The 22,850-nt window shown below is 70.0% G+C and carries 27 protein-coding genes; 11 read left to right on the plus strand and 16 right to left on the minus strand.

Annotated features, from left to right (window positions below; all coding sequences use genetic code 11):
- Positions 1 to 102: 102 nt before the first annotated feature.
- Both ASD23_RS13290 and ASD23_RS13295 read right to left on the minus strand, forming a co-directional pair.
- Positions 103 to 615 carry a methylated-DNA--[protein]-cysteine S-methyltransferase gene (locus ASD23_RS13290; protein ID WP_056011395.1) on the minus strand — a complete coding sequence of 171 codons (513 nt, stop codon included), beginning with the start codon at positions 613 to 615 and terminating at the stop codon, positions 103 to 105.
- A 263-nt stretch (positions 616 to 878) separates the two neighbouring features.
- Positions 879 to 1,526 carry a hemerythrin domain-containing protein gene (locus ASD23_RS13295; protein WP_235507736.1) on the minus strand — a complete coding sequence of 216 codons (648 nt, stop codon included), beginning with the start codon at positions 1,524 to 1,526 and terminating at the stop codon, positions 879 to 881.
- Positions 1,527 to 1,630: 104 nt separating this feature from the next.
- Between ASD23_RS13295 and ASD23_RS13300 the strand changes: the two genes are divergently transcribed.
- On the plus strand, positions 1,631 to 2,725 hold the full coding sequence (locus ASD23_RS13300) for a hypothetical protein (RefSeq protein ID WP_056013199.1): 1,095 nt from the start codon (positions 1,631 to 1,633) through the stop codon (positions 2,723 to 2,725).
- A 29-nt stretch (positions 2,726 to 2,754) separates the two neighbouring features.
- On the opposite strand, the gene ASD23_RS13305 is transcribed toward ASD23_RS13300, so the two are convergent.
- Both ASD23_RS13305 and ASD23_RS13310 read right to left on the minus strand, forming a co-directional pair.
- A complete protein-coding gene (locus ASD23_RS13305; RefSeq protein WP_056011397.1) occupies positions 2,755 to 2,967 on the minus strand; it encodes a hypothetical protein in 213 nt (70 codons plus the stop codon).
- A gap of 312 nt (positions 2,968 to 3,279) precedes the next feature.
- Positions 3,280 to 3,903 (minus strand): NAD(P)-dependent oxidoreductase, encoded by a 624-nt coding sequence (locus ASD23_RS13310; RefSeq protein ID WP_082571432.1) that lies wholly within the window; start codon positions 3,901 to 3,903, stop codon positions 3,280 to 3,282.
- A 96-nt stretch (positions 3,904 to 3,999) separates the two neighbouring features.
- On the opposite strand from ASD23_RS13310, the gene ASD23_RS13315 reads away from it, so the two are divergent.
- Complete coding sequence (locus ASD23_RS13315) at positions 4,000 to 4,584, plus strand: TetR/AcrR family transcriptional regulator (RefSeq protein ID WP_056011402.1); 585 nt, start codon at positions 4,000 to 4,002, stop codon at positions 4,582 to 4,584.
- A gap of 51 nt (positions 4,585 to 4,635) precedes the next feature.
- Here the strand turns inward: ASD23_RS13315 and ASD23_RS13320 are convergent, their stop codons facing one another.
- Positions 4,636 to 5,310 (minus strand): TetR/AcrR family transcriptional regulator, encoded by a 675-nt coding sequence (locus tag ASD23_RS13320; RefSeq protein ID WP_056013202.1) that lies wholly within the window; start codon positions 5,308 to 5,310, stop codon positions 4,636 to 4,638.
- A 144-nt stretch (positions 5,311 to 5,454) separates the two neighbouring features.
- Between ASD23_RS13320 and ASD23_RS13325 the strand changes: the two genes are divergently transcribed.
- Together ASD23_RS13325 and ASD23_RS13330 are read left to right on the plus strand one after the other, a co-directional pair.
- A complete protein-coding gene (locus ASD23_RS13325) occupies positions 5,455 to 5,943 on the plus strand; it encodes a DUF6326 family protein (protein ID WP_056011405.1) in 489 nt (162 codons plus the stop codon).
- A gap of 34 nt (positions 5,944 to 5,977) precedes the next feature.
- A complete protein-coding gene (locus ASD23_RS13330) occupies positions 5,978 to 6,265 on the plus strand; it encodes a DUF1905 domain-containing protein (protein WP_056011408.1) in 288 nt (95 codons plus the stop codon).
- A gap of 4 nt (positions 6,266 to 6,269) precedes the next feature.
- Here ASD23_RS13330 and ASD23_RS13335 read toward each other — a convergent pair whose 3' ends face one another.
- A complete protein-coding gene (locus ASD23_RS13335; protein WP_056011411.1) occupies positions 6,270 to 6,881 on the minus strand; it encodes a response regulator transcription factor in 612 nt (203 codons plus the stop codon).
- The gene (locus ASD23_RS13340) at positions 6,878 to 8,170 is read right to left on the minus strand and encodes a sensor histidine kinase (protein ID WP_056011415.1); all 1,293 of its coding nucleotides are present in this window, start codon (positions 8,168 to 8,170) and stop codon (positions 6,878 to 6,880) included. Before ASD23_RS13340 ends, ASD23_RS13335 begins: the two co-directional genes overlap by 4 nt.
- A gap of 196 nt (positions 8,171 to 8,366) precedes the next feature.
- Between ASD23_RS13340 and ASD23_RS13345 the strand changes: the two genes are divergently transcribed.
- Positions 8,367 to 8,972: a hypothetical protein gene (locus tag ASD23_RS13345; RefSeq protein ID WP_056011417.1), complete on the plus strand. Its 606-nt coding sequence runs from the start codon at positions 8,367 to 8,369 to the stop codon at positions 8,970 to 8,972.
- Positions 8,973 to 9,145: 173 nt separating this feature from the next.
- On the opposite strand, the gene ASD23_RS13350 is transcribed toward ASD23_RS13345, so the two are convergent.
- Positions 9,146 to 10,573, minus strand: coding sequence for an HNH endonuclease signature motif containing protein (locus ASD23_RS13350; protein ID WP_056011420.1), 1,428 nt, complete (start codon positions 10,571 to 10,573; stop codon positions 9,146 to 9,148).
- Positions 10,574 to 10,742: 169 nt separating this feature from the next.
- Between ASD23_RS13350 and glsA the strand changes: the two genes are divergently transcribed.
- Complete coding sequence (gene glsA, locus ASD23_RS13355; protein WP_157377088.1) at positions 10,743 to 11,969, plus strand: glutaminase A; 1,227 nt, start codon at positions 10,743 to 10,745, stop codon at positions 11,967 to 11,969.
- Between the two features lie 154 nt (positions 11,970 to 12,123).
- On the plus strand, positions 12,124 to 12,378 hold the full coding sequence (locus ASD23_RS13360; protein ID WP_056011426.1) for a hypothetical protein: 255 nt from the start codon (positions 12,124 to 12,126) through the stop codon (positions 12,376 to 12,378).
- 75 nt (positions 12,379 to 12,453) lie between these two features.
- Here ASD23_RS13360 and ASD23_RS13365 read toward each other — a convergent pair whose 3' ends face one another.
- Entirely contained in the window at positions 12,454 to 13,905 is a 1,452-nt protein-coding gene (locus ASD23_RS13365) for a cellulase family glycosylhydrolase (RefSeq protein WP_056011430.1), read from the minus strand.
- Between the two features lie 168 nt (positions 13,906 to 14,073).
- On the opposite strand from ASD23_RS13365, the gene ASD23_RS18640 reads away from it, so the two are divergent.
- Positions 14,074 to 14,649 carry a nucleotidyltransferase domain-containing protein gene (locus tag ASD23_RS18640; RefSeq protein WP_082571433.1) on the plus strand — a complete coding sequence of 192 codons (576 nt, stop codon included), beginning with the start codon at positions 14,074 to 14,076 and terminating at the stop codon, positions 14,647 to 14,649.
- Between the two features lie 26 nt (positions 14,650 to 14,675).
- Entirely contained in the window at positions 14,676 to 14,984 is a 309-nt protein-coding gene (locus ASD23_RS13375; protein WP_162248749.1) for a HepT-like ribonuclease domain-containing protein, read from the plus strand.
- Positions 14,985 to 15,069: 85 nt separating this feature from the next.
- Here ASD23_RS13375 and ASD23_RS13380 read toward each other — a convergent pair whose 3' ends face one another.
- Complete coding sequence (locus tag ASD23_RS13380; RefSeq protein WP_056011436.1) at positions 15,070 to 15,435, minus strand: hypothetical protein; 366 nt, start codon at positions 15,433 to 15,435, stop codon at positions 15,070 to 15,072.
- 80 nt (positions 15,436 to 15,515) lie between these two features.
- Between ASD23_RS13380 and ASD23_RS13385 the strand changes: the two genes are divergently transcribed.
- Positions 15,516 to 16,904 (plus strand): FAD-binding oxidoreductase, encoded by a 1,389-nt coding sequence (locus ASD23_RS13385; RefSeq protein ID WP_056011439.1) that lies wholly within the window; start codon positions 15,516 to 15,518, stop codon positions 16,902 to 16,904.
- A 29-nt stretch (positions 16,905 to 16,933) separates the two neighbouring features.
- Complete coding sequence (locus ASD23_RS13390) at positions 16,934 to 17,521, plus strand: dihydrofolate reductase family protein (protein WP_235507737.1); 588 nt, start codon at positions 16,934 to 16,936, stop codon at positions 17,519 to 17,521.
- Positions 17,522 to 17,523: 2 nt separating this feature from the next.
- Here ASD23_RS13390 and ASD23_RS13395 read toward each other — a convergent pair whose 3' ends face one another.
- The 6 genes from ASD23_RS13395 to ASD23_RS13420 all read right to left on the minus strand — a co-directional run bounded on the left by ASD23_RS13395 (position 17,524) and on the right by ASD23_RS13420 (position 22,804).
- Positions 17,524 to 18,210, minus strand: coding sequence for a response regulator transcription factor (locus ASD23_RS13395; protein WP_056011445.1), 687 nt, complete (start codon positions 18,208 to 18,210; stop codon positions 17,524 to 17,526).
- Complete coding sequence (locus tag ASD23_RS13400) at positions 18,207 to 19,487, minus strand: sensor histidine kinase (protein ID WP_056011448.1); 1,281 nt, start codon at positions 19,485 to 19,487, stop codon at positions 18,207 to 18,209. Before ASD23_RS13400 ends, ASD23_RS13395 begins: the two co-directional genes overlap by 4 nt.
- On the minus strand, positions 19,484 to 20,407 hold the full coding sequence (locus tag ASD23_RS18980; protein WP_162248750.1) for a hypothetical protein: 924 nt from the start codon (positions 20,405 to 20,407) through the stop codon (positions 19,484 to 19,486). The genes ASD23_RS13400 and ASD23_RS18980 overlap by 4 nt, the downstream gene beginning before the upstream one ends.
- Positions 20,408 to 20,570: 163 nt before the next feature.
- Complete coding sequence (locus ASD23_RS13410) at positions 20,571 to 21,014, minus strand: hypothetical protein (protein ID WP_056011453.1); 444 nt, start codon at positions 21,012 to 21,014, stop codon at positions 20,571 to 20,573.
- A 234-nt stretch (positions 21,015 to 21,248) separates the two neighbouring features.
- Positions 21,249 to 22,001, minus strand: coding sequence for an SDR family NAD(P)-dependent oxidoreductase (locus tag ASD23_RS13415; RefSeq protein ID WP_056011456.1), 753 nt, complete (start codon positions 21,999 to 22,001; stop codon positions 21,249 to 21,251).
- The gene (locus tag ASD23_RS13420) at positions 21,998 to 22,804 is read right to left on the minus strand and encodes an IclR family transcriptional regulator (protein ID WP_056011459.1); all 807 of its coding nucleotides are present in this window, start codon (positions 22,802 to 22,804) and stop codon (positions 21,998 to 22,000) included. The genes ASD23_RS13415 and ASD23_RS13420 overlap by 4 nt, the downstream gene beginning before the upstream one ends.
- Between the last annotated feature and the right edge of the window lie 46 nt (positions 22,805 to 22,850).

Raw genomic sequence — 22,850 nt, forward strand, 5'->3', positions numbered from 1 at the left:
GCATCCCACCCGATTCGCGACATCGTCCATTCTCACCACGGATCGCGACGAAGCGGATGCCCGCCGCGCCGGACGTCCAGTGGGAACGTCACGATGAGAACCTCAGAACAGCCGCGCCTGCGCGACCACCGGTGCTCCTTCGAGTTCGAGCAGGTGTCGCTTTCGCTCGAGTCCGCCGGCGTAGCCCGTGAGGGATCCGTCGGCGCCGACCACCCGATGGCACGGCACGATGATGCTGAGCGGGTTGCGCCCGACCGCGTTGCCGACGCGGCGCGCGAGGTTGCGATCGCCGAGCCGCGACGCGAGCTCGCCGTAGCTGGTGGTCGTGCCGATCGGGACGTCGCGGAGCATCGCCCAGACGGCCTGCTGGAACTCGTCGCCCACGGGCGCCATCGGCAGGTCGAACGCGACCCGCTCCCCCGCGAGGTACTCGGCGAGCTCGCGGCCGAGCCGCGTGAAGAGCTCGTCGCCGCGAGCCTCCACCTCGACCCCGATCGAGCCGGATGCCGGTGGGTGCCAGTGGCCCGGAAAGTAGATGCCCACCAGCGCCTCGCCATCGGCGACGACGAGCAGCTCGCCGAGCGGCGTCGTCAGCGTGGCGTGGCGTCGGGTCATGACTCCATCATCGTCGCTGCTCGGCTTCCGTCCCCCGATCGCGGTCGCGGAAATCGGACGTGTAGCTTGCCGCGAATCGATATGCCAGTTCCCCCTCATCGATGAGGGGGAACTGGCATACGGATTCGGGGATAACGAGTGGAGCGTTCCGTTCGATCAGCGCCACCGATCAGCGCCACCGATCAGCGCCACTCGATCAGCGCTGCCAGATCAGCGCCGCCCAACCAGCGCTGCGCGGTTCGCCAGGTACTTCGGCTTGCCGATCAGCCGCCAGATGAGGCGCCCGGCGCCGGGAGGTGGGTGCGCTGCCACTCGGCTCCTCCGTCGGGCTGCGCCGCGAGGATCGCGCCGAGCTGTTCGAATGTCTTCCCCTTCGGGGTCGCCTTGCGCCCGTGGTCGGCGAGCGCGTCGACCTCCTTCGGCGTGAGCGTGACCTCCATCACGGGCACGATGTTCGCCTCCTCATCGGGCAGGTGCGCGGCGAGCGCGGCAGTGATGCCGTCGAGCGCGGCGAGCACGGCCGCGGCATCCGTCGATCGCCCGCTCGCGCGCCAGGCGGGCAGCGCGGCATCGAGCTCGTTCAGGTGCACGAGCATGAGCGCGTGCTGCTCCTGCATGCGCGCGACATGCGCGGCGCACGAGGGCGCGCGCTGCTCGAGCGTGCCCCACAGCAGGATGTCCTCGCCCTCATGATGGCCGTGCAGCCCGACCGAGTGCATCGAGAGGTGATCGCCGACGACGTCGGCATGTGCGGCATCCGATTCGGCGACCCCCTCGACGAGCGCGCGCCCCTCGCCGAACCCTGCGCGGAAATAGCGGTGGATCTCGGCCATGCCGCTCGCATCGCACGTCTTCGGCCCGTTCGCGGGGCCGAGCGGATCGCCGCTCGGCGGAAGGGCGGTCGCGGGCATGTCGACTCCGATCGTCGGTGAGCAGCGCAGTCGCACGCGACCCTACGACGAGCAGGATGCCGCGGCAAGACCCCGGCCGAGGGGTGTCGATCTACGATGGCTGGATGCCTGAATTGCCTCTCGTCGCCGGTGCCCACCTCGTCGGATCGATCAACCAGCCCACCGCGGAGGCGACCTTCCGGGTCGTCGCCCAGGAGCTCGGCGGCGACCTCGCGCGCATCCCCGATGGAGAGGTCGGCGAGCGGTTCCACTGGATCCTGTTCCAGGGCGCCGCGTTCGATGCGGTCGACGGCCTCAGCCGCGTGCCGATCGACCCGATCGTCGTCGCGGGCTTCGATCTGCGCCCGCTCGTGCTCGACGGTTCCGCCGCGGCATCCGACCTCGTCTTCGGATCGCTCGGCTACGCGGATGCCGCGGCGTCGAGCTACGCGGACTTCACACGCCTGCGCGACGCGGGCGTGATTCCCGCGGGCACGCGCTTCCAGGTGTGCCTGCCGTCACCGCTCGCGCCGATCACGACCTACGTGGCTGCCGCCGACCGCGCCGCCGTGTACCCGGCGTACGCCGCGGCCCTCGCGATGGAGGTCGACCGTATCGTCGCCGCGATTCCCGCCGACGACCTCGCCGTGCAGATCGACCTGGCGACCGAGTTCGCCTACCTCGAGGGCGTGAGCCTCGGCGGCGGCCCGCTCGAGGCGTTCTTCGCCGAGGGTGGTGCGGATGCCCCCGAGCTCGTCGATGCCATCGCGGGTCTCGCCGCCGAACTCGCCGCGCGGGTGCCGGCCGATGCGCAGCTCGGATTCCACCTCTGCTACGGCGACGTCGCCGAGAAGCACTTCGTCGAGCCGGCCGATGCGGGCAAGTTGGTCGCGGTCGCGAACGCGCTCGGGGCGCAGCTCGAGCGTCGGATCGACTGGGTGCACCTCCCGGTGCCGATCGAGCGCACGGATGCCGCGTACTTCGCGCCGCTCGCCGGTTGGGCGCTGCCCGCGGAGACGACGCCGTTCCTCGGCCTCGTGCACCACGAGGACGGCGTCGACGGCGCACTCGCCCGTCTCGCGCCCGCCCGCGAGGCGTTCGCCGTCGCAGGGGTCGCCACGTTCGGGGTCGGCACGGAGTGCGGCTTCGGCCGGGGCCCCGCCGACCGGACGGCGAGCCTGCTGGCGCTGCACCGCGAGGTCATCGCGGCGGCCGGCTGACGCATCACGCAGCTCTTCGAGCTTCGAGATCAGTGCGCGACCGGCAGACCGTGGATGCGCTGCCGCGAGCGCCCCTGGCGCCATTCGGCGAATCGGCCGGCGAGGCCGTGCCGGCCGTCGGCGCGCTCGCCCGCCAGCGCGCGTCGGTCGGCGGCGTTGCGTCGCCGCTCGTTCAGACGACCCGCGTCGAGCTCGTCGTGCATCTGCAGCGTCTGTGCGACGTACCCGTATGCGAGGTTCATGATTCCGATCCCTTCGAGACCTGCTGGGCCGGGTTCCGGCCACTGAGACCAGATTCCTCGCTGAGGTAGGGGTCGCGTATCGGGCGTGTGCCTCATCTTCGGCGGCCTTGGGCACCTCAGATGGAGGCACGCACCTCAGGCGAACCGCCCTACCTTAGACGCGACCCCGGCCGTGCAGACGCCGCCCACCTCGAGGTGCCCGACAGATGACGCGCCGGCGCAGCGCAGCGTGCTGTCGGTCGCACAGCATCGCCGCACCGCAGCAGCGCCGCACCGCCGCCCGCCGTCACCGCGCCCGGGCCGCGACCGCCGCTACGCCGCGACCGTGATCGTCGACCCGACCGTCCCGTCGTCGTCGAGCACGTCGAGCACGGCTGCCGCGAGGTCGGCCCGGCGGATCGAGATGCCGAACGGCACTCCCCCACCGTTCGCGCGGCGGTAGCGGCCACGGGCGTCGCCGTCCTTGAGCTGCGGCGGCCGCACGATCGTCCAGTCGAGCGCGCTCGATCGCACGACGGGCTCGGTCGCGACGAAGTCGGAGAAGGGTTCGCGCAGGATGCGCTGCACGATCGGCTTCGCCACGAACTTCAGGAAGGGGTCGTCGCCGTCGGTGAACGGTCCGCTCGCGCTGACCACCACGAGGCGTCGCACGTCGGCCGAGCGCATGGCCTTCACGAGTGCCGGCATGCTCTCGCGCATGACGGTGTGGTCGGTGCTCGCCGCGGTCGGCCCGATCGCGAACACCGCGGCGTCGGCGCCGTCGAGGGCTGCCGTGAGCGCGTCGACGTCGCGCCCCTCGGCGATGCGCTCGATGACGCCCGACGGTGCGGATGCCGCACGCCGGACGACCGCGACCACCTCATGGCCCCGCGCTCGCGCCGCGTCGACGATAAGGCCGCCCGTGCGGCCCGAAGCTCCCAGTACTGCGATTCTCATGGCTGATCCTTCGGTCGAAGTCGGGGTGAGTAAGCATTTACTCACCTGCTTCGATGATACGGTGAGCAAACACTCACCTGTCAAGTGGAAGGCCCGATGTCCCAGCTCACCACCAGCCGCGACCGCATCCTGGACGCCGCCGCGATCGTGCTCGTCGAGCGCGGCGTCGTCGGCGCCACGACACGTGAGCTGGCCCGCGCCGCCGGATGCTCCGAAGCACTCATCTACAAGAACTTCGCCGACAAGCAGGAGCTCTTCCTTGCGGTGCTCACCGAGCGGATGCCGCGAATCGAGCTGCCCGAGGCATCCGGCCGCGCAGCCCTGCCCGATACCCTCGAGCGCATCGTGACCGCGCTGTTGTCGTTCTTCACGCAGACCTTTCCGATGGCGGCGTCGATCTTCGGGGCACCCGAGCTGCTGGCCGAGCATCGCGAAGGCGTGCGTGCGCACGGCTACGGCCCCGAGAGCGTCGTGCCCCTCGTTGCGCGCCTGCTCGGCGAGGAGCAGTCGGCCGGACGCATCCGCCCCGATGCCAACCTCGAGTCGGCTGCACGCCTCATCGTCGGCGTCGCCTTCCACCGCGCCTTCCTCGCTGCCTACGAAGGCGAGCGCGAGGTGCCGGATGCCGCGGCATTCGCCGAGCGCAGCGTCGCATCGCTCCTGCCGAGCCTGACACCCTGAGCTTCGGCCGGAACCGCGGTGCAGCGGGCCGCGCGCCGGTCCGTGAACAAGCTATCCGGAGACTCTCAGGGGTTCGAGCGCGGCGAGGATGAGATCCAGGCCGAAGGTGAATTCCTCGGCCGGGTCGTAGCCGGCGGCGACGAGCGCCGCGGCGGACTCGTTGAGGTAGGGGAACTCGTCGGGAGGAAGCTGGGGCAGGTAGACACCCTCGCCCATATCCGCGAACTCATCGGCGGTGTCGAACGGCAGGCCGGCCTCTTGCAGTGCGAACCCGTAGACATAGCTGTCGAGCAACCAATTGGCGTGCGTCGCCATCACGACCGTGAAGCCGGCCCTCCGGAGGCAGGCGGTGACCGCTTCGTGGTGGCGGAGATTCGCGGGCCCCGGCGATGTCCGCGACTCCAGCAGGCCGATCGCCCACGGGTGGCCGGCGAGAACCTGTCGAGTGGATAGGGCCCGCCGCCGCATCGCCGACTGCCAGTCGGTCTCTTCGGGCGGCAACTCGATCTCCTCGAACATGAGGTCGACCATGGCGTCGAGCAATTCATCCTTGCTCGCGACGTAGCGGTAGAGCGTCATCGCGCCTGCGTCGAGTTCGCCGGCCAACCGGCGCATACTCAGCCCGGCGACCCCCTCGCGGTCGGCCAGCCGGACCGCCTCGACCACCACCCGTTGCTTGCTCAGCCCCGCATCTGACGCGACCTGGCGTTCTTCCCTGGCGGACACGGGCACCCTCGCTTCTCTCGACCGGCTTGACAAGCGTACAGCGTACGCGTCATAGTACAGCGTACGCGTACGGTGTACGCGTACGCTGTACGCTCCACCGACCGTCACCCGACGGACGGACCGCTCCTCTCGAAAGACGAACCGATGACCATCCGAACGACACCTGCGAACCCGCTCGACAACCCGCCGGTTCCCGTGCAGGCCAAGATCGCCGCAGCGTGGACGAGCTTCATGTTCCTCTACGTCTACGTCGACGTCTTCAACTTCTACAAGCCGGGCGTCGTCGACGGCATCCTCGATGGCCGCATCTGGCAGTTCGACATCAGCTCGACGTTGTTGACCGTCTTCCTCGCGTCAGTGTCGATCCCCGCGCTGATGGTGGTGCTCTCCATGGCGTTGCCCGCTCGGGTGAACCGCGCCACGAACCTCGTCGTCGCATCACTCCTCATCCCCTACTCGGTCTTCAACGCGGCGGGGGCGACCTGGGAATGGGCCGTCTTCTACGGCCTCTCCATCGGCATCGAGGTGGTGCTCCTGATCTTCATCCTGCGCTCCGCCTGGACCTGGCCTCGAGCACACGCCGTGCCGACCGGCGCCGCGGCGACCGAGCTTCGACAGGACGCTCGACGCTAGGCATCCGGGCAGCCGCGCGGCGTACGATCGCGACATGCGCATCCGCTTCCCGGCCGAGATCTACGAATGGACGGCGCGGCGCAACTGGTTCTTCGTCGACGTCCCGCCCGAGCTGGGCGCCGACATCTCCGACCAGCCGCGGATGCCTCGTGGCTTCGGCTCCGTTCGCGTGGTGGCGACGGTCGGCGGCACGACGTGGAGCACCTCGATCTTCCCGCTCGGCGAGACCTATGTACTGCCGCTCAAGAGGGCGGTGCTGAAGGCCGAGGACATCGGCGAGGGCGACGAGATCGAGGTCGAGCTCGACGTGCTCGACGGCTGACGCCTCAGATCCAGCCCTGCTGCCACGCCTTCTCGGCGGCCTCGTGGCGAGACGAGGCGTCGAGCTTCGTCATCGCCGACGAGAGGTAGTTGCGGACGGTGCCCTGCGCGAGGTGCAGCCGCTCGGCGATCTGCTGCACGCTCGTGGTCGAGCGGCTGAAGCGCAGGGCGTCGAGCTCGCGGTCGGTGAGCGGGCAGCGCTCCGCGGTGAGCGCGGTCGCGGCGATCTCGGGGTCGATGTAGCGGCGACCCGCGGCGACGTCGCGGATGACGTGGGCGAGGTCTTCGGCCGGCGTCGACTTCGGCACGAACCCCGAGACCTTCGACGCCAGCGCACGTCGCAGCACGCCCGGTCGCGCGTGCCGGGTCACGATCACGACGCGCGTCGGCACCGCCGCGAGGATGCGGGCGGCCGCCTCGAGCCCGTCGGCCTGGGGCATCTCGAGGTCGAGGAGGCACACGTCGGGCACGGTCGCGATCGCCTGTTCGACAGCGGTCACGCCGTTGTCGGCGCTCGCGACGACCTCGATGTCGGGCTCGAGGTTCAGGAGCGCCACGAGGGCGCCGCGGATCAGGTGCTCGTCGTCAGCGATGAGCAGGCGGATGCCGCCGCTCACGTCGTCACCCGCGCGCCGACGGGCACCGTGGCCCGAAGTTCGAAGCGGGTGCCCGAGGCATCCGTCGCCGTCTCGAGCGTGCCGCCCACGGCGGCGAGCCGCTCGCGGAGGCCGGCGAGCCCCGAACCCGGTGCGCGTGTCACCGTGGGGCCGACGGCAGGGCCGGCGGTACGACCGGGCGCCGAGGCATCCGTCGCGCCCGTCGAATTCGTCGCGGCCGAGGCATCCGTCGCATCTGTCACCGCCGACTGCACCGCCACGCCGTCGTTCGCGATCGCGAGCTCGACGCGTTCGCTCGTGGTCGTCAGTTCGATCGTCACCGTCGTCGCCTCACTGTGTCGCAGGATGTTGGTCGTCGCCTCGCGCACGACCGAGGCGAGCGCGCTCTGCGCGAGGGCATCGGCGGGCAACGGTCCAAGTCGCAGGGTGCACTCGGCGCCCGACGCGGTCAGCACCTCGCGGGCGTTCTCGAGCTCGTCGTCGAACGCGACGTGCCGGTAGCCGGCGACGAGCGAGCGCGTCTCTTCGAGGGCCTGCTTCGCGATCAGGCGGGTCTCGTGCACGAGCTCGCGGGCAGCGGCCGGGTCGATCTCGAGCAGCCGCTCGGCGAGCTCGGACTTCAGCGAGATGACCTGCAGGTGGTGGCCCTGGATGTCGTGCAGGTCCGAGGCGAAGCGCAGGCGCTCCTGCGTCACGGCGAGCTCGGCGGCGGTGCGACGGTGCCGGTCGAGCTGCACCACGACCTCCCACCACCACATGCTCGAGAGCAGCATGACCGGCAGCATCGCCGCGAAGATGGCGATCATCCAGGTGTCCGAGGTGCGGCCGAACACGAACTGCTCGCCGGTGACGGCGGTGGCGAGCATCGGGTGCGCGATGACCGTGACGAGTGCGACGAGCAGCACGAGGCGGCGCTGCGGCTTCGGCAGCAGGCAGGCGATGAGGCTCGCCGCAGCCCAGAGCGGCACTGCTGCCGCGAGCGCGTCGGCCTGGGAGAAGAGGCCGAGCACCCAGACGATGACGGCGGGGGCGAGGAGCGCCGCGGTCCACCACGGGTTCGGCAGGCCGCCGCCGCGCCCGACGCGCAGGAACCAGCAGTACCTCAGTTGCGTCGCCGACGCGACGAGCATCAGCACGACGAGCACGGCGGTCACGGGGTCGTCGGTGCGCAGGTACGCCTCGAGCATCGACAGTGCGACGACGAGGTCGAGGAACCCGAAGAAGAAGACGATCGACCCGAGCGTGTACAGCCATGTCGTCTGCACACTGCGGGCGGGTTCGGCAGGCATGGATTCGAGCCTAGGCCAGTGACATTTGTCATGGTCCGGCGTGCAGAATCCCACGGGTTTGCCTGACACCGCGGCACTGCCGCCGACCGGTCCGACTGCGAAGGATTGAACCAACGTCCTCCCCCGAGGGGCCGATGCCCCACGAGGACCAATGCCCTCCCACCATGGCCAACGCCTCCCTACGAAAGGACTCGTCGTGATCGACGCCCTGCAGGACTTCACCACTTCCCTTCCCTCGTTCCTCCAGTGGTTCGGCGTGATGCTCATCTCGGCGATCCCGTTCGTGGAGTCGTACTTCGGTTCGGTCGTCGGGGTGCTGATAGGGTTGCCGACCGCCCTCGCGATCGGCGTCGCCGTGATCGGCAACATCATCTCGATGCTCATCTTCGTGATGACGGCGCACGGGGTGCGCGGCAAGGTCGTCGCCGGCAAGGCGGTCCGCAACAAGGTGAGCAGCGCAGGGGCCGGAGGCGGATCTGGCGTGAGTGGGTCAGCCACAGATGGATCCGCCGGGGTCCACCAGGCGGCCTCCGGGGTGGCCGTCGACGCGGCGCCCGTCGAGACCGACGAGACTGCCGAGTCGCCCCGCCGCGAGAAGCTGCGGCGCATGTTCGACAAGTACGGCGTCGCGGGCGTCAGCCTCATCGGCCAGACGTTCCTGCCGAGTCAGATCACCTCGGCCGCGATGGTCTCGTTCGGCGCGAATCGCAACACCGTGATCTTCTGGCAGATCATCTCGATCGTGCTCTGGGGCACGGTGTTCGGTGTGCTCGCAACGCTCGGGGTCTCGCTCTCGCGCTGACCGACCACCCCGACAGGCAGCAGCGGGCGCCGATCTCAACGATCGGCGCCCACGCTGGTCGAGCTGCGCACGCTGATCAATCGGCGCACGCGCCGGTAGATCGACGCACGAAGGTCGATCGGCACACGCAGATCGATCGGCGCACGTGCTGGAGAGTCACCGGCGCGGTGGGTTCACGCCACGGCGGCGGGTCTTCGTTCGACGCGGTCGGCGAGTCTGGTCGGTGATGTCGTGGCGCTCCGCCATCCGCCGCCCGGGTCGAGCCACGCGGGCGGGCGCACCTGCGGGGCCCCGCGGATCATGCGGATGCCCCACCCCGATGTCTCGATCGTGCGGTGGTGGAACCAGCAGAGCAGCACTCCGTTGTCGGTATGCGTCGGGCCGCCGTCGGCGTCGGGGATGACGTGGTGGATCTCGCACCAGCTGGCGGGCACCCGGCACCCCGGGATCAGGCATCCGCCATCGCGCAGCGTGATCGCCCGGCGCTGGTGCGGGGTGAAGCAGCGCTCTGGTGAGCCGAGCCCCATGATGCGGCCGCCACCGTCGAAGGTGACCTGTTGCATGCCGCCGGTACACATCAACTGCCGGGCGGCACGCAACGAGACCGGGATCTCGACCCCGTCGGCATGCGCCACCCCTCGCCCCTCCTTCAGGTCGACGGCTCGCACGCTCACCAGCACGGTGGGTGCCGCCCCGCCGATCGTGGGATGCTCACCCGAACGCGCGGCAGTGGCGATGATCGCTGCGACGACGTCGTGGCGTTGCTGGTCGGCGGTCCGGGTCTCGCCATTACGTTCGAGGTCGGCGCGTTCTTCGGCGGTCATGAACCCGCCGCCCGACCTGGGCGCCAGGTGCGCATCGAAGAGGCGGCCGAGTCCGGCCGCGACCTCGGGCAGCAGTTCACCCGTGACCGGGATCAGCCCGTCACGAGCCCGCCCGAACCTGAAGCCTCGCCGCCGCATCGCGCGTTCGTCGTCGGGCTCCGGCCCGTCTTGGTCGAGGTAGACCGCCCACACCTGCGCCTGCACCCGCAACTCATCGGCCGTGCACCGCACCGGCGCATCGCCGGCCGACGCATCGCCGGCCGCATCGCCCGACCCGAGCGCCGCGGCGACGAGTTCCTGCTCGGCCCCGCGAAGCGCGACGGGGTCGGCGACCCGCCGAGTGCCGTCCAGTTCACGCACGACCACGCCCGCGGCATCAGCGCCGAGTTCACCGCTCGCGAGCGCCGACGCGACGCCGGGAAACCGCGCCTCCATCGCCTCGCCGGTCAACCCGTACCGGGACCGTGTCGCCGCACCGAGCGCACTGCGTCGCCGGGCCTCGGCGCCCGACACCAGCGTGACCCGCTCGAGCAGCTCGGCGACCGTGCGGCATCCGCGGCGGGTCGAGAGCCGCTCACCGCCCAGCTCGACCCGCGAACGCTCGCCGACCTCGCCCGCGCACGCGACGCGGGCGGCATCGACCACCCGACCGACCGCCTCGACCGCCACTGTCACCGCAAGCAACTCGTCATCGGACCACCCGGCGGGATCGTCGAACCCCATGACGCCCAGGAGCGAAGACCGCACCTGCCCGAGCGTCTCGACGATTCCGTTCATACGCCCATCCTGCCGCCACCCACCGACATTCGAACCAGCCAAAGAACGCTCCAAAAGAGCAGGTCAGCTTGTGAATAATCTGCACAACCGTCGACCTGTGGAGGACAAGTCAACCAAGCAACTCGACCCATTTCCCCCACCCGCCCCTTCGACCTCCTAGGCTGACCCCATGGCGGCGGAATTGCGGGATCCCGTTCGACGCATGCTCGAGTCGGTGCTCGACGACGTGCGCCCACTCAACGCCGGCGAGGTCGCGAGCTACATCCCCGAACTCGCGATCGTCGATCCAGACCGGCTCGGCGCCGCACTCGCGAGTACACACGGCGTGGTGCACGAGGCCGGCGACTGCGACGCGACGTTCACGATCCAATCGGTGTCGAAGCCCTTCGTCTTCGCGCTCACGGTCGACGCGCTCGGCCTCGTCGAGGTGAACCGCCATGTCGGCCTCGAACCGAGCGGCGAGCCGTTCAACGCCATCAGCCTGGAGGCGGCGACCGGTCGCCCGCTGAACCCCATGATCAATGCCGGCGCCATCGTGACGACCTCGCTCATGCGCGGCGACACGGCCGAAGAGAAGTTCGCCCTCGTGCAGGCGGGGCTCGGCAAGTTCGCCGGCCGCGACCTCTCGGTCGACGAAGACGTGTTCTCCTCCGAGGCATCCACCGGCGATCGCAATCGCGCCCTCGCCTACCTGACCCGCTCGGCCGGCACGCTCGGTTCGACGGCGGATGTCGCGACGACCGCGTACTTCCGCCAGTGCTCGTTGACCGTCAACGCGCGCGACCTCGCGATCATGGCGGCGACGCTCGCGACCGGTGGAGTGAACCCCGTGACCGATGAACGCGTCATCAGCGAAGACGCCGCCCGCTGGACCATGGCCGTCATGACGAGCTGCGGCATGTACGACGCGTCGGGCGACTGGCTCGTGCGCGTCGGGCTGCCCGCGAAGAGCGGGGTCGGCGGCGGCATCGCCGCGGTGCAGCCCGGCCAGTTCGGCATCGGCACCTTCAGCCCGCGCCTCGACGCGCGCGGCAACAGCGCCCGCGGGGTCGCGACGCTCGAACTGCTCTCGGAGCGGCACGGCCTGCACATGCTGCAGCACCACGGCGCGCCGCTGTCGCCGATCGCCTCGCTCGAGCGCGAGGGCGCCGACACCATCGCGGTGCTCCGCGGCGAGATCTTCTTCGCCGGCGCCGAGGAGGTGCTCACGCGCCTCACCCCCTTCGTCGGCGACAGTGGATGCCTCGTGCTCGACTTCTCCGAAGTGACCCGGGTCGGCGAGGGATCGAAGCGCGTGTTCGCGGCCGCGCCCGGTCTCGTGGGCACGGCGCCCGACGGACGCGCCCGCGTCGTCGTGCGCGACCCCGAGGGCGTGCTGCGCCCGAGCGACAGCTGAGCCGAGCAGCAGCAACAGCAACGACGACGGATGCCGCGGCGCGCCCGCACCCCGAGTGTCAACCCCTTCCCGCTGCGACGCGGATCGCGGGAGGCTGGCAGTGCCGAGCGACCCGACAACAGCTCGCCGGCACCGATCCACGAAGGAGCGAGCGATGACCGACTCGACCGTTTCCGGCCAACCCTTCGAGCCCGATGAGGCTCAGGGCACCCGACGAACCGATGACGAGCTGCGTCCTGATGAGATGGGCGCCGACAAGACCAGCGCCGACGAGACGGGCGCCGAGCATCCGCGCAAGGACGACGGCGAGACGAGGGACCCGACCAAGACGCCCGACGACGAGGCTGCGCCGCTCAGCGACTCCACCGACGGCGGCCTCGACGGCGGCGACCCGGGAGTCGAGGAGTAGCCCCGACTCCCGCGCCCGCCCTGCTGGGCGAGCGCGGGAGCGGGCACGATCAGCGCACCAGCGCGCCGGTCACCCTCACCGCTCGAGCGTCAGCGTCACCTGCGAACCGGGCTTCGCCGTGATGCGCAGCGTCTGCTTCTTCGCGTTGTAATGCGCCTTGCCGCCAGTGATCGACACCTCGGGCGCCTGCGCATACGTCGAAGCCGGCACCCAGATCTCGCTCGGCCCGGCACCGGCCGTGAAGCTCACGGTGTAGTCGCCGGTTGCGGCATCGAAGTGCTCGGCGCCGGGCACGCCCGAGATCGCCCGTGCGTACGGACCGAACGCGGGCTCGTTGCCGGGAGCGGCCCCGCCCGCGGCATCCATCGCGCAGTATCCGCCGCCGTCGCTGCGGCAGTAGTACCAGATCGACCAGCCGCTCGCGAAGCGCTCCATGGCCGCGACCTGTGCGGCGACGAGCGCGGTGTTGCCGGGCGTGCGCGAGTTGGGCACGCCCCATTCGCCGACGATCAACGGCATGCCGCTCGCGGTCGGATACGTCGAGATCGCGGCCTCGTAGTTGACGACGAAGTCGTCGCCGGTCCAGTCGCCGCCCTCTTCGACGCCCGTGTTGTAGAAGTGCGGGGCGTAGCCGAGCTTCGGGTCATCGAAGGTGCGCAGCTGCGTGGGCACGCCATAGCCGACGAGCACCGTCGGCTCGAGGAAGATCCACGACTCGTCGTCGACCGAGCGCACCGCGTCGATCAGCCGGTCGTACATGTCGCTGATCTTCGTCGACTCGATGCGCGCCGAGGCGGTGACCCAGTCCTCGCCTTCGTTGAACTCGCCGAAGGGCTCGTTGAACAGGTCGTAGCCGAGCAGGCTGTCGTGACCTTCGAAGCGGTCGGCGACCTCGACCCAGAGCTGCTGCTGCGCGGCACGCAGGTCGGCGTCGTCGTAGAGGTGCGTGAATGCGCGCATGACCGCGGGCTGGAAGTAGTTGTTGAACCAGTTCGCCGGGTCGTCGACGAAGGGAAGCCCGTCGGTGCGGGTCGCCCACTCGGGCGCGCCCGAGGCGCCGAACACGGGCCCGTAGACGTCTTGGTGCATGTCGAGCATGACGTGCACGCCCTCGCGGTCGGCCGCGTCGAGCACCGAGTCGACGTAGTCGAAGTACGCCTCGTCGTAGTCGCCCTGCTCGGGCTCGAAGTACTGCCACTGCACGACGAGCCGCAGGAAGTTGAAGCCCTGGTCGGCCATCGACTCGATGTCGGCAGGCGTCAGCCGGTCGTGCACGTACTTGGCCGCGTTGTAGCCGCGAAGCTGCAGCGCGCGGCCCTGCTCATCGGTGATGAAGACGCGGCCGTCGGGCGTCGTGACGGTGCTTCCATCATCGGATGCCGCAGGGCCCGGCTTCGCGGCAGAGCGGCTACTGCTCGCCGCGATGTCCGCTGGCGCGGCCGCGGCCGCGGCGGTCGGAACGAGTGCGAGGGCAGCCGCCGTGGCGAGGGCGAGACCCGCGGCGGCTCGGTGCAAGAGGGTGGGCATGGGCGCTCCTTTGCGCTTCATTCGACCGTGTGCGACTGAGCGTAGGGCAAGTGGGTCAATTGACCTAGTTAAACCGGAGAAGTCGCCCCGCTTCGCGGCAAGTCCGCATCACGAACCTCGCTGCGGAAAATTGTACATATTCACGTACAAGAGGCGTAGAATCAGCGAATGACCAGCACGCTTCCGGCCGCGCCAGTTCCGGCCGCGCCATTTCCGGTGGTGCCAGTCGCCGAGGCGCGCGCCGGCCTCTCGAGCCTGCTCCGCGAGTTCCGCGACCGCCCCGATGCCGAGCCGATCGTCATCGGGGCGCATCGGCGCCCCGAGGCGGTGTTGGTGCCCTATGCGCAGTACCTCTCCAGAGGGGATGCCGCCAGGACCGCGGCAGGCAGCGGATCGGTCCGCGCGTTCGGCGCAGCCGCGGCGGCCGGCGCGGCAGCCGCCGCCAGAAGCAGCCGCTCAGTGCTCGACGATCTCCGTCGGCGCCGCACGCTCGTCGCACGACTGGCACGTGCCAACCGGATCGCTTCGGTGCAGGTCTTCGGTTCAGTCGCCCGGGGCGAAGAGACCGCATCGAGCGACATCGACCTCCTCGTCACGCCGGCCGATGACGCATCACTGTTCGACCTGGCGCAGTTCGAGCTCGACCTCGAGGCCGTGTTCGAACGTCCCGTCGATGTGGTTTCGAGCCGATCACTCGATCCCGAGCGAGACCGCGCCGTGCTCGATTCGGCGATCGACCTGTGAGGCCCGACGACCGGATCGACCGATGGTTGAGCGATCTGGCGGCGACGCTCGACGATGCCGCAGCGCTCGCCGCTCGCGGGCGTGAGGCGTTCGATCATGACGCGGCGTTGCCGCTCGCCTTCGAGGCGCTGTCGAACCGCGTCGGGGAACTCGCCAAGCGCTTGGCGAACGCGGATCCTGCACGCTTCGACGATCCACTCTGGTCGCAGGCGGCACGCAATCGCGACTTCGTCGTGCACCACTACGACCGCGTCGATGCCGCAGCCTTGTGGGTCACTGCGACCCGGAGCTTTCCCGAGCTGCGAGAACTGGTGCATCGACTCAGCGACAGCTGAGTCCCGCAGCAGCGCGTTGGGCTCGAGGGTCGGCGCGTGGCCGCACCGAGTCCTGCTGGTGCCCGCTCGAAGTCGCGCCCTACCGCTACCGCTCGCCCAGCAGCATCCCGCGCTGCATCGTCTCGGTGCGCATCGCGTTGACGAACTCGCCGAAGGCGTTCTTGCTCTTCGCGTACCCGATCGCGCCGCCCTTGACGGCGCCGAGCGCGCCATCCTGGTCGAAGCGGAGCCACGTGTTGCCGTAGTGGTCGACGCCGATGTCGAACGTGAACGAGATGTGGAAGTTCTTGCCCGCCATCGCCCCGAGGAGCAGCGTCTTCGACAGGTTGCCGCGCTCGAGCTTGATGCTGCCCTGCGATGGCTGCGTGGCCTCGTAGCCGAGGCCCTGCGCGATCGAGATCACGACGGGCACGGTCTGCTGCTCGTTGCCGGCGAGGATGAGTTCGGGCATGCGTAGGGCTCCTTCTGGTGGGTGGCGAGACGACGATATCGCGGCTGGCGGGCACGAGACCCGAGGAGTAGCTTGGCGGCATGACCGTGGCGGTCGATGCAGCCGCGTTCAGCGAGCTGGCATCGGGGTTCGCTGGCGAACTCGTGCGGCCCGGCGACGCCGGGTTCGACGAGCACCGCAGGGTCTGGAACGGTTCGATCGATCGCCGTCCCGCCGTGATCGCCCGGTGCACGGGGGCCGACGACATCGGTGCGGCGCTCCTCTTCGCCCGCCGCACGGGCCTGCCCGTCGCCGTTCGCGGCGGCGGCCACAGCTTTCCCGGACTCTCGGTGTGCGACGACGGCATCGTGATCGACCTCGCACCGATGCGGGCGGTCACGGTCGACCCCGAGGCCCGCACGGTGCACGTGCAGGCGGGCGCACTGCTCGGCGACCTCGACCAGGCGACGCAGCCAGAGGGGCTCGCGGTGCCGAGCGGCATCGTCACGCACACCGGCGTGGCCGGGCTGACGCTCGGCGGCGGCATCGGATGGATCATGCGCAAGTACGGCCTCAGCATCGACCAGCTCGCGTCGGTCGAGCTCACCACCGCCGAGGGCGAGCGCGTCGTCGCGAACGAGGCCGAGAACGCCGACCTGTTCTGGGGCGTGCGCGGCGGTGGCGGCAACTTCGGCATCGTCACCGCGTTCCACTTCAACCTCGTCGAGGTCGGCCCGACGGTCGTCGCCGGCCCGATCTTCTGGCCCATCGAGCAGTCGCCGCAGGTGCTGCGCTTCTACCGCGACTGGATCGCCGACGCACCCGACGAGCTCATGACGATCGTGATGCATCGCAAGGCGCCGCCGCTCCCCTACGTTCCTGCCGAGCTGCACGGCAAGCTCATCGTCGGCGTGGTCTGCTGCTACACCGGCGACATCGAAGAGGGCGAGCGGATCATCCGCCCGATGAAGCGATTCGGCTCACCGGTGCTCGACCTCTGCGAGCCGAAGCCGTACCTCGAGCACCAGTCGATGTTCGACCCGTCCTTCCCGCCCGGCCGCTGGTACTACTTCCGTTCCTGCGACGTCGCCGAGCTGAGCGACGAGGTCATCGACATCACCGTCGAGCACACGCGGCGCATCCAGTCGCCGTTCACGAGCTTCCCGATCTGGCAGATGGGCGGTGCCGTCGCAAGGGTCGGCGAGAACGACACGGCGTTCAACGGACGCAGCGTCGGGCACACCTTCAACATCAACGCGGCCACCGAGACATCCGTGGGCTTCGATGCCGAACGCGAATGGGTGCGCGACTTCTGGACGGCGCTGAAGCCGTTCCACACGAGCGTCTACGTGAACTTCCTCATGGACGAGGGCGAGGCGCGCATCCGCGAGGCCTACGGCGCTGAGAAGTACGACCGGCTCAAGACGCTCAAGCGCACATACGACCCGACGAACCTCTTCCATCTCAACCAGAACATCCCGCCCGACTGAAGGTCAAGAACCGCATGCGCCGGATCACCGTGACCAACCACCTCTCGCTCGACGGCGTCATGCAGTCGCCGATGTCACCCGACGAAGACACCCGCGGCGGCTTCGCCGACGGCGGCTGGGCGCTCGGCGCGAACGCCGACCCCGAGCTGGGCGCCGAGATGGCCAAGGGCATGGCGCAGACCGGCGCGATGCTGTTCGGCCACCGCACCTACGATCACATGGCCGCGTACTGGCCGCACCAGACCGACGGCAACCCGTTCACCGAGCACCTGAACCGCGCCGAGAAGTACGTCGTCACGCGACATCCGTCACTCGAACTCGACTGGCAGCACTCCACGGTCGTCGCGGGCGACGCCGTGCAGACGGTCGCCGAGCTGAAGACGACGGATGACGGTGACCTCTCGATCCTCGGCAGCGGCGAGCTCGTGCGCGCGCTCGCGAACGCCGGGCTCATCGACGAGTACGTGCTGATCATCCACCCGCTGCTGCTCGGCACCGGACAGCGCATGTTCGACGGGGTGCATCAGGAGCTGAGGCTCGTCAGCAGCATGACGACGGGCACGGGCATCACGCTGGCGCGGTATGCGCCGCGGGACGCCGACGGCCGCGCCGGCTGAGCTCAGTCCGCTCGGCCCGCTCGGCTCGCACCGTCGCCGCGTGCAGTGCCGCGAGCGACGATCCCGCTCTCGTACGCCAGCACCACGGCCTGGATGCGGTCTCGGAGGCCGAGCTTGCTCAGGATGCGCCCGACGTGGGTCTTCACCGTGGTCTCGGAGAGAAACAGCTGCGCCCCGATCTCCGCGTTCGAGTCGCCGCGGGCGAGGCCGAGGAAGACATCTCGCTCCCGGTCGGTGAGCCTGCCCAAGACGGCGTCTGGGTCTCCGGTCGGAGCGGTGAGGTGGTCGATGAGGCGACGGGTGGTCGCCGGGGCGATGACGGCGTCGCCGCTTGCGACGTGCCGGATCGCGGCGATGATCTCCTCGCCAGGTGCATCCTTCAGGATGAAGCCGCTCGCTCCGGCACGGAGCGCGTCGAACGCGTACTCGTCGAGGTCGAAGGTCGTGAGCACGAGCACCTTCGGCGGCTCGTCGAGCTTCTGGATCTCGCGCGTGGCCTCAATGCCGTCCATGACCGGCATGCGGACATCCATCACGACGACGTCGATCTGCTCGGTCTCGAGCACCCGCAGCGCCTCGCCGCCGTGACCGGCTTCCGCGACGACCTCCATGTCGGGTTGGGAGCGGGCCACCATCGCGAGTCCCTGTCGCAGGAGTTCCTGATCGTCGACGATCAGCAGGCGGATCATGGCAGACTCCCGTCGTCGTAGGGGATGGTCGCGGTGAGCGTGAACCCCTCTCCTCCCGCGCGACCACTGGTCTCGAGCGAACCGCCGATGATCTGCAGTCGCTCCCGCATGCCCTCCAGGCCGGCACCGCCCGAGTCGTTGTCGTCGTCGCGCGGGCCGACGCCGGCGTCATGGACGCCGATGACGAGCCCGTCTTCCCGCCAGTCGAGGCTGAGGCCGGCCGCCGGCGAGGGCCCTGCATGCTTGAGCACGTTGGTCAGTGCCTCCTGCACGACTCGGTACGCGGCGAGGTCGGCTGCGGGGCGCAGCCGCCGCTGGTCTCCGGATGCCTCGTCGACGAGCTCCACGCCCGCCGCCCGCACCCGGCTCACCAGCGCCGGCAGATCTGCCAGGCCCGGTTGGGGCACTCGCTGGGTTCCGACCTCCGATCGCAGCACGCCCAGCAGTCCGCGCATGTCCCGCAGGGATTCGCGGCCGATCCTCGAGATCGTGGCGAACGTCGCGGCAGCGGGCGCGGTCGGATCGGAGAGTCGGCCGCCTTCGGCCTGACTCACCATGACCGCCAAGGAGTGGGAGACGATGTCGTGGAGTTCCCGGCTGATGCGATCCCGCTCGGCGCGAGCCGCCTCCGCACGTTCACGCGCCCGGTCGGCGTCGGCCCGCTCCGCCCTCTCTCTGAGCTCTGCGACATAGGCGTCTCGCACTCGGGCGAGCCGGCCCAGCGCCCACAGGCAGAGGATCGTCGCCGTGATGCCGAGCGTCAGCGCCGCGCGCCAGATGACGAGCTCGCCCTCGTATGACGGCCTGCCCCAGACCTGCGGGTTCCACAGCCGCACCACGACGACGGCGGCCACGGCGAGCGCGACAGCCAGGCAGACCCAGCCGGCCCGTGCATCGAGCACCCGTGCCGCGGTGTACACGAGCACGCCGAAGACGAGGATGCTCGGCAGCGCGAACGCCGGATATGCGTTGCCCGCGGCATCCTGCAATGGAGGGAGCAGCGCGAGCACCATCGCCATTCCCGCGCCGACGCCGAACGCGAGTCGGGGCCAACGACGGCGGAACGCCGTCGCGGCATGCAGCACGACGACCGCGACCCCCGCGAGTACCCGCCACACGAGTGGGCTGTCGGAGAGCTGCAGCAGGCGCAACGACACGAGGCCGAGCGGGATCGCGTAGGCCGCCGCCACCACCAGGTCGGTGAGCGCGGGATTCCTCCTGAAGAGACCGTCCCGCCGCCCGTCGGTCGGCGGCCCCGCGTCGACCGTGGAGTTCATGCGCCCACCAGGCCGCGGTAGCCTGCGGATCGACTCTGCAACTCCCGACCGGCCGCTCGCCTCTGGAGGTAGGCGAGCGCTGCGATCGCAAGCGCCGCACCCCACACCGGGAAGAACATCTCGGGCAGCCATGCTCCCGGCTCGTGCTCCGCCCCGGTCGCCCCGAACTCCTCGCCCGCGAGCATCTTCCGCACATACATCAGGCCGGCCGACATGATCGGCAACGAGATGGCGATCGCGAGGGCGGCGGGAAGCCGCGGCGGAATCGCCCGCCCGCGCAGGAACGGCACCCAGCGCGGCCAGACTTCACCCCACGGGCAGACGAGGCCGAGGGTCAGCACGGCTCCGAGGAGTGCGACGCCGCCCAGTCCGGCCCCGATGGGTGCGGCGTGGGCATCGACGAGCCGCTGCATGAAGCTCGGGCTGATGCCGATCGGCACGCCGGCGAACCATCCGATTCGCGTGACCGCGTACCCGACCGGAACGACGACGGCAATGCCGGTGGCCCAGCGGCCCACGCGAAGCGCGCTCGCTGCGCGCAGCACCGGTGCAGCGTCATCCGTCGTCTCGCCTGCGGGGTTCCGTGCCATCAGGCCGCGAACGCCGAGGGAGGCGAGGCAGGCACCGGCGATCATCAGGACCATTTGGTTGATGTTCGGCCAGATGAGCATTGTCGCCATGATATGCGGGTCGACGTGGCCGAGGAGGGCCGCAACGGCCATCACGGGCAGGTACGCGGCGAACACCAGCACCCGGAAATCGGTGAGGACGACGGCCAGCGTCATGCCGACGAGCACCGCGCCGGCCGCCGGAGCGCGGGCGGCCGGGCGACGCGCGATCAGCACGACGAGCACCCCGGCGAGCGCGGCCATCCCGGCGAGAATCCAGCCGCTGACGTGGCTCGGCAACGGATCCATCACCGAGGCACGCGGCCCGGCCCCGCCGCCGGAGAAAGGATATCCCGATGCCCCGAGCCCCCATGCCGTTCCTGCCACGAGATAGCCGACGGACCACGCGGCCGCGATCCACCATGGGACGGACCGGAGAACGCGGAAGCCTCTCGATGAGCGCTGCTCCATGGGCTCACCTCACCCGCACCGGCAGCAGCGCCGCCGCCAGCAGCGCCGGGCCTCCGATGAGCGACCACAGCCCAGGTCCGGCGGGCGAGAAGATGATCTCGGGGTGCACGCGCAGCACGTTGACGGCCATCAGGCAGAGGAGCAGGCCCACGACCGCGATGACCACGCGCGTGACGCGTCCGACTCCGCGACGCGAGGAGCGCCACGCGATGACGGCGATGGCCCAGAGCACGAGGCTGACGCCGACCCCGAAGGCGAGGAACAGCGGCCACGAGGCATCCGGGTCCGCCGCGAAACCGACGGCGTTGGTGATCGTGTGCGCGGCGCCCAGGCCGATCAGGGCGAGCGCACCGATGGCACCCAGCAGACGGCGGGACCGGAAGAACCGGATGCCCGGGGTGTGCGTTCTGTTCAGGATGTTCGTGGGAGTGCGTGTCGGTGTGTCCATGCATTCAGGCTGACCCGGTGAGGGCGTCTCGACCATCCTCCGCTGGTATCGGCGCCTTCCTCCTCGCGAACGAGATGCCCCGCGTCAGCGATTCCACCTCGAGGTCTACGTCGCGCCCGAAGCGGTCGAGCGCTGGCGCGCTCTGCGCCGCTCCAGACTGGGCGCACCACCGGCTGACGCGCGTTCGAACTGACGCGGATGCCGCGTCGCATCCGCTCACCTGACGGCGCTCGCTCAGCGCCCGAGCCATCCCCCGTCGACGGGCAGCACGACCCCATGGATGTACGCGGCGTCGTTCGACGCGAGGAAGACCGCGGCGCCAGCGATGTCGTCGGGCGTCGCCCAGCGACCCGCTGGGATGCGCTCGGAGATCTGCCGGTGCCGTACGGGGTCGGCCTGGATGGCCACGTTCATGTCGGTCGCGACGTAGCCAGGCGCGACGGCGTTGACGTTCACGCCGTGCGCCGCCCATTCGTTCGCGAGCGCCTTCGTGAGCTGCGCGATACCGCCCTTGCTCGCCGCGTACCCGGGCACGGTGAGTCCGCCCTGGAAGCTCAGGAGCGACGCGATGAACACGATCTTGCCGCTGCTGCGCTCGACCATGCCACGCCCGAGCTCTCGTGCAAGGATGAACGGCGATCGCAGGTTGACGCCGATGACGTCGTCCCAGTCGGCGATCGGATGCTCCGCTGCGGGCGCGCGGCGGTTGATGCCGGCGGCCTGCACGAGCACGTCGGGCGTGCCGTGCGACTCACGGATTCGCCCAGCGAGCTCGAGGGCTGCATCGGGGTCGGCGAGGTCGGCGACGAGCGGGTCGAACCGTCGCCCGAGGGCACGGATCTCGGACGCGACATCCGCGAGCCCATCGACCGACGAGCCGACGCCGATGATGTCGGCGCCATCAGCGGCGAGCCGGAGGGCGATCGCACGCCCGATGCCGCGGCTCGCGCCGGTCACGACGGCGATGCGGTCGCGAACCGCGTTCACGATCCGCCCCGCGACGCCCCCATGGAAGCGGAGATCTCGGCCGCCGTCATGATGATATGCGAGCCGAGCTCCTCGGCCGATTCAGGGCTGACCCGCGTCGCGGGACCGGCGATGCTGACCGCCGCGATCGGCCGGCCCTGGAAGTCGAACACCGGGGCGGCGAAGCCGCGGATGCCCTCGCGGTTCTCCTGGTCGTCGATCGCGAATCCGCGTTCCCTGGTCGCCGCGAGATCGTCGGCGAGCTCCGCCGCCGTTCGCAGCGTGTGCGTCGTGCGGGGCTCGAGCGATCGCGGAATACTCACGGCGCGCATCTCCTCGGGAGTCCAGGCGAGGATCGCCTTGCCGATCGCCGTGGCATATGCCGGCACGGCTGCACCCACTCGGCTGAATACCCGCACCGGCTGGGGGCTGTCGACGAGCTCGATATAGACGACGTCGGTGCCGCTCAGCACGCCGAGGTGGGCGGTCTCCTGAGTCTGCTCGACGAGCGAACGCATCGATGGGAGTGCGGCGCGACGCAGGTCGAGCCGGTTCAAGTACTCCGACCCGAGTTGCACGTTCGCCACGCCGAGGGTGTACACGCCGAGCTCGTCGTCGAAGCGCAGGAAATGCCGCGCCTCGAGTGTGCGCAGGATGCGCAGGGTCGTGGGCTTGGAGTAGCCGAGGATCGAGCTGCACGCCGCGAGCGTGAGCCCAGGCGGTGGGCTCTCGGCGATCTGGAGCAGCACCTGCAGCGCGCGGTCCACGCTCTGCGTGCCGGTCGTGCCACCGGCATCGCGCTGTTTCTCCGACGTATCAGCCATCGGGCGTCCCTTTCGTGAGAGATCTGTTGAGTGCGGAACGAGCGCA

Origin of the sequence: Agromyces sp. Root1464 (assembly GCF_001427265.1) — a bacterium.
GTDB classification, from domain to species: domain Bacteria; phylum Actinomycetota; class Actinomycetes; order Actinomycetales; family Microbacteriaceae; genus Agromyces; species Agromyces fucosus.

Bases quoted from the DNA above. Each gene is read 5' to 3' on its own strand.
- ASD23_RS13290 (WP_056011395.1), bottom strand. From the start codon at position 615: ATGACCCGACGCCACGCCACGCTGACGACGCCGCTCGGCGAGCTGCTC.
- ASD23_RS13295 (WP_235507736.1), bottom strand. From the start codon at position 1,526: ATGCCCGCGACCGCCCTTCCGCCGAGCGGCGATCCGCTCGGCCCCGCG.
- ASD23_RS13300 (WP_056013199.1), top strand. From the start codon at position 1,631: ATGCCTGAATTGCCTCTCGTCGCCGGTGCCCACCTCGTCGGATCGATC.
- ASD23_RS13305 (WP_056011397.1), bottom strand. From the start codon at position 2,967: ATGAACCTCGCATACGGGTACGTCGCACAGACGCTGCAGATGCACGAC.
- ASD23_RS13310 (WP_082571432.1), bottom strand. From the start codon at position 3,903: ATGAGAATCGCAGTACTGGGAGCTTCGGGCCGCACGGGCGGCCTTATC.
- ASD23_RS13315 (WP_056011402.1), top strand. From the start codon at position 4,000: ATGTCCCAGCTCACCACCAGCCGCGACCGCATCCTGGACGCCGCCGCG.
- ASD23_RS13325 (WP_056011405.1), top strand. From the start codon at position 5,455: ATGACCATCCGAACGACACCTGCGAACCCGCTCGACAACCCGCCGGTT.
- ASD23_RS13330 (WP_056011408.1), top strand. From the start codon at position 5,978: ATGCGCATCCGCTTCCCGGCCGAGATCTACGAATGGACGGCGCGGCGC.
- ASD23_RS13340 (WP_056011415.1), bottom strand. From the start codon at position 8,170: ATGCCTGCCGAACCCGCCCGCAGTGTGCAGACGACATGGCTGTACACG.
- ASD23_RS13350 (WP_056011420.1), bottom strand. From the start codon at position 10,573: ATGAACGGAATCGTCGAGACGCTCGGGCAGGTGCGGTCTTCGCTCCTG.
- glsA (WP_157377088.1), top strand. From the start codon at position 10,743: ATGGCGGCGGAATTGCGGGATCCCGTTCGACGCATGCTCGAGTCGGTG.
- ASD23_RS13360 (WP_056011426.1), top strand. From the start codon at position 12,124: ATGACCGACTCGACCGTTTCCGGCCAACCCTTCGAGCCCGATGAGGCT.
- ASD23_RS13365 (WP_056011430.1), bottom strand. From the start codon at position 13,905: ATGCCCACCCTCTTGCACCGAGCCGCCGCGGGTCTCGCCCTCGCCACG.
- ASD23_RS18640 (WP_082571433.1), top strand. From the start codon at position 14,074: ATGACCAGCACGCTTCCGGCCGCGCCAGTTCCGGCCGCGCCATTTCCG.
- ASD23_RS13380 (WP_056011436.1), bottom strand. From the start codon at position 15,435: ATGCCCGAACTCATCCTCGCCGGCAACGAGCAGCAGACCGTGCCCGTC.
- ASD23_RS13385 (WP_056011439.1), top strand. From the start codon at position 15,516: ATGACCGTGGCGGTCGATGCAGCCGCGTTCAGCGAGCTGGCATCGGGG.
- ASD23_RS13395 (WP_056011445.1), bottom strand. From the start codon at position 18,210: ATGATCCGCCTGCTGATCGTCGACGATCAGGAACTCCTGCGACAGGGA.
- ASD23_RS13400 (WP_056011448.1), bottom strand. From the start codon at position 19,487: ATGAACTCCACGGTCGACGCGGGGCCGCCGACCGACGGGCGGCGGGAC.
- ASD23_RS13410 (WP_056011453.1), bottom strand. From the start codon at position 21,014: ATGGACACACCGACACGCACTCCCACGAACATCCTGAACAGAACGCAC.
- ASD23_RS13420 (WP_056011459.1), bottom strand. From the start codon at position 22,804: ATGGCTGATACGTCGGAGAAACAGCGCGATGCCGGTGGCACGACCGGC.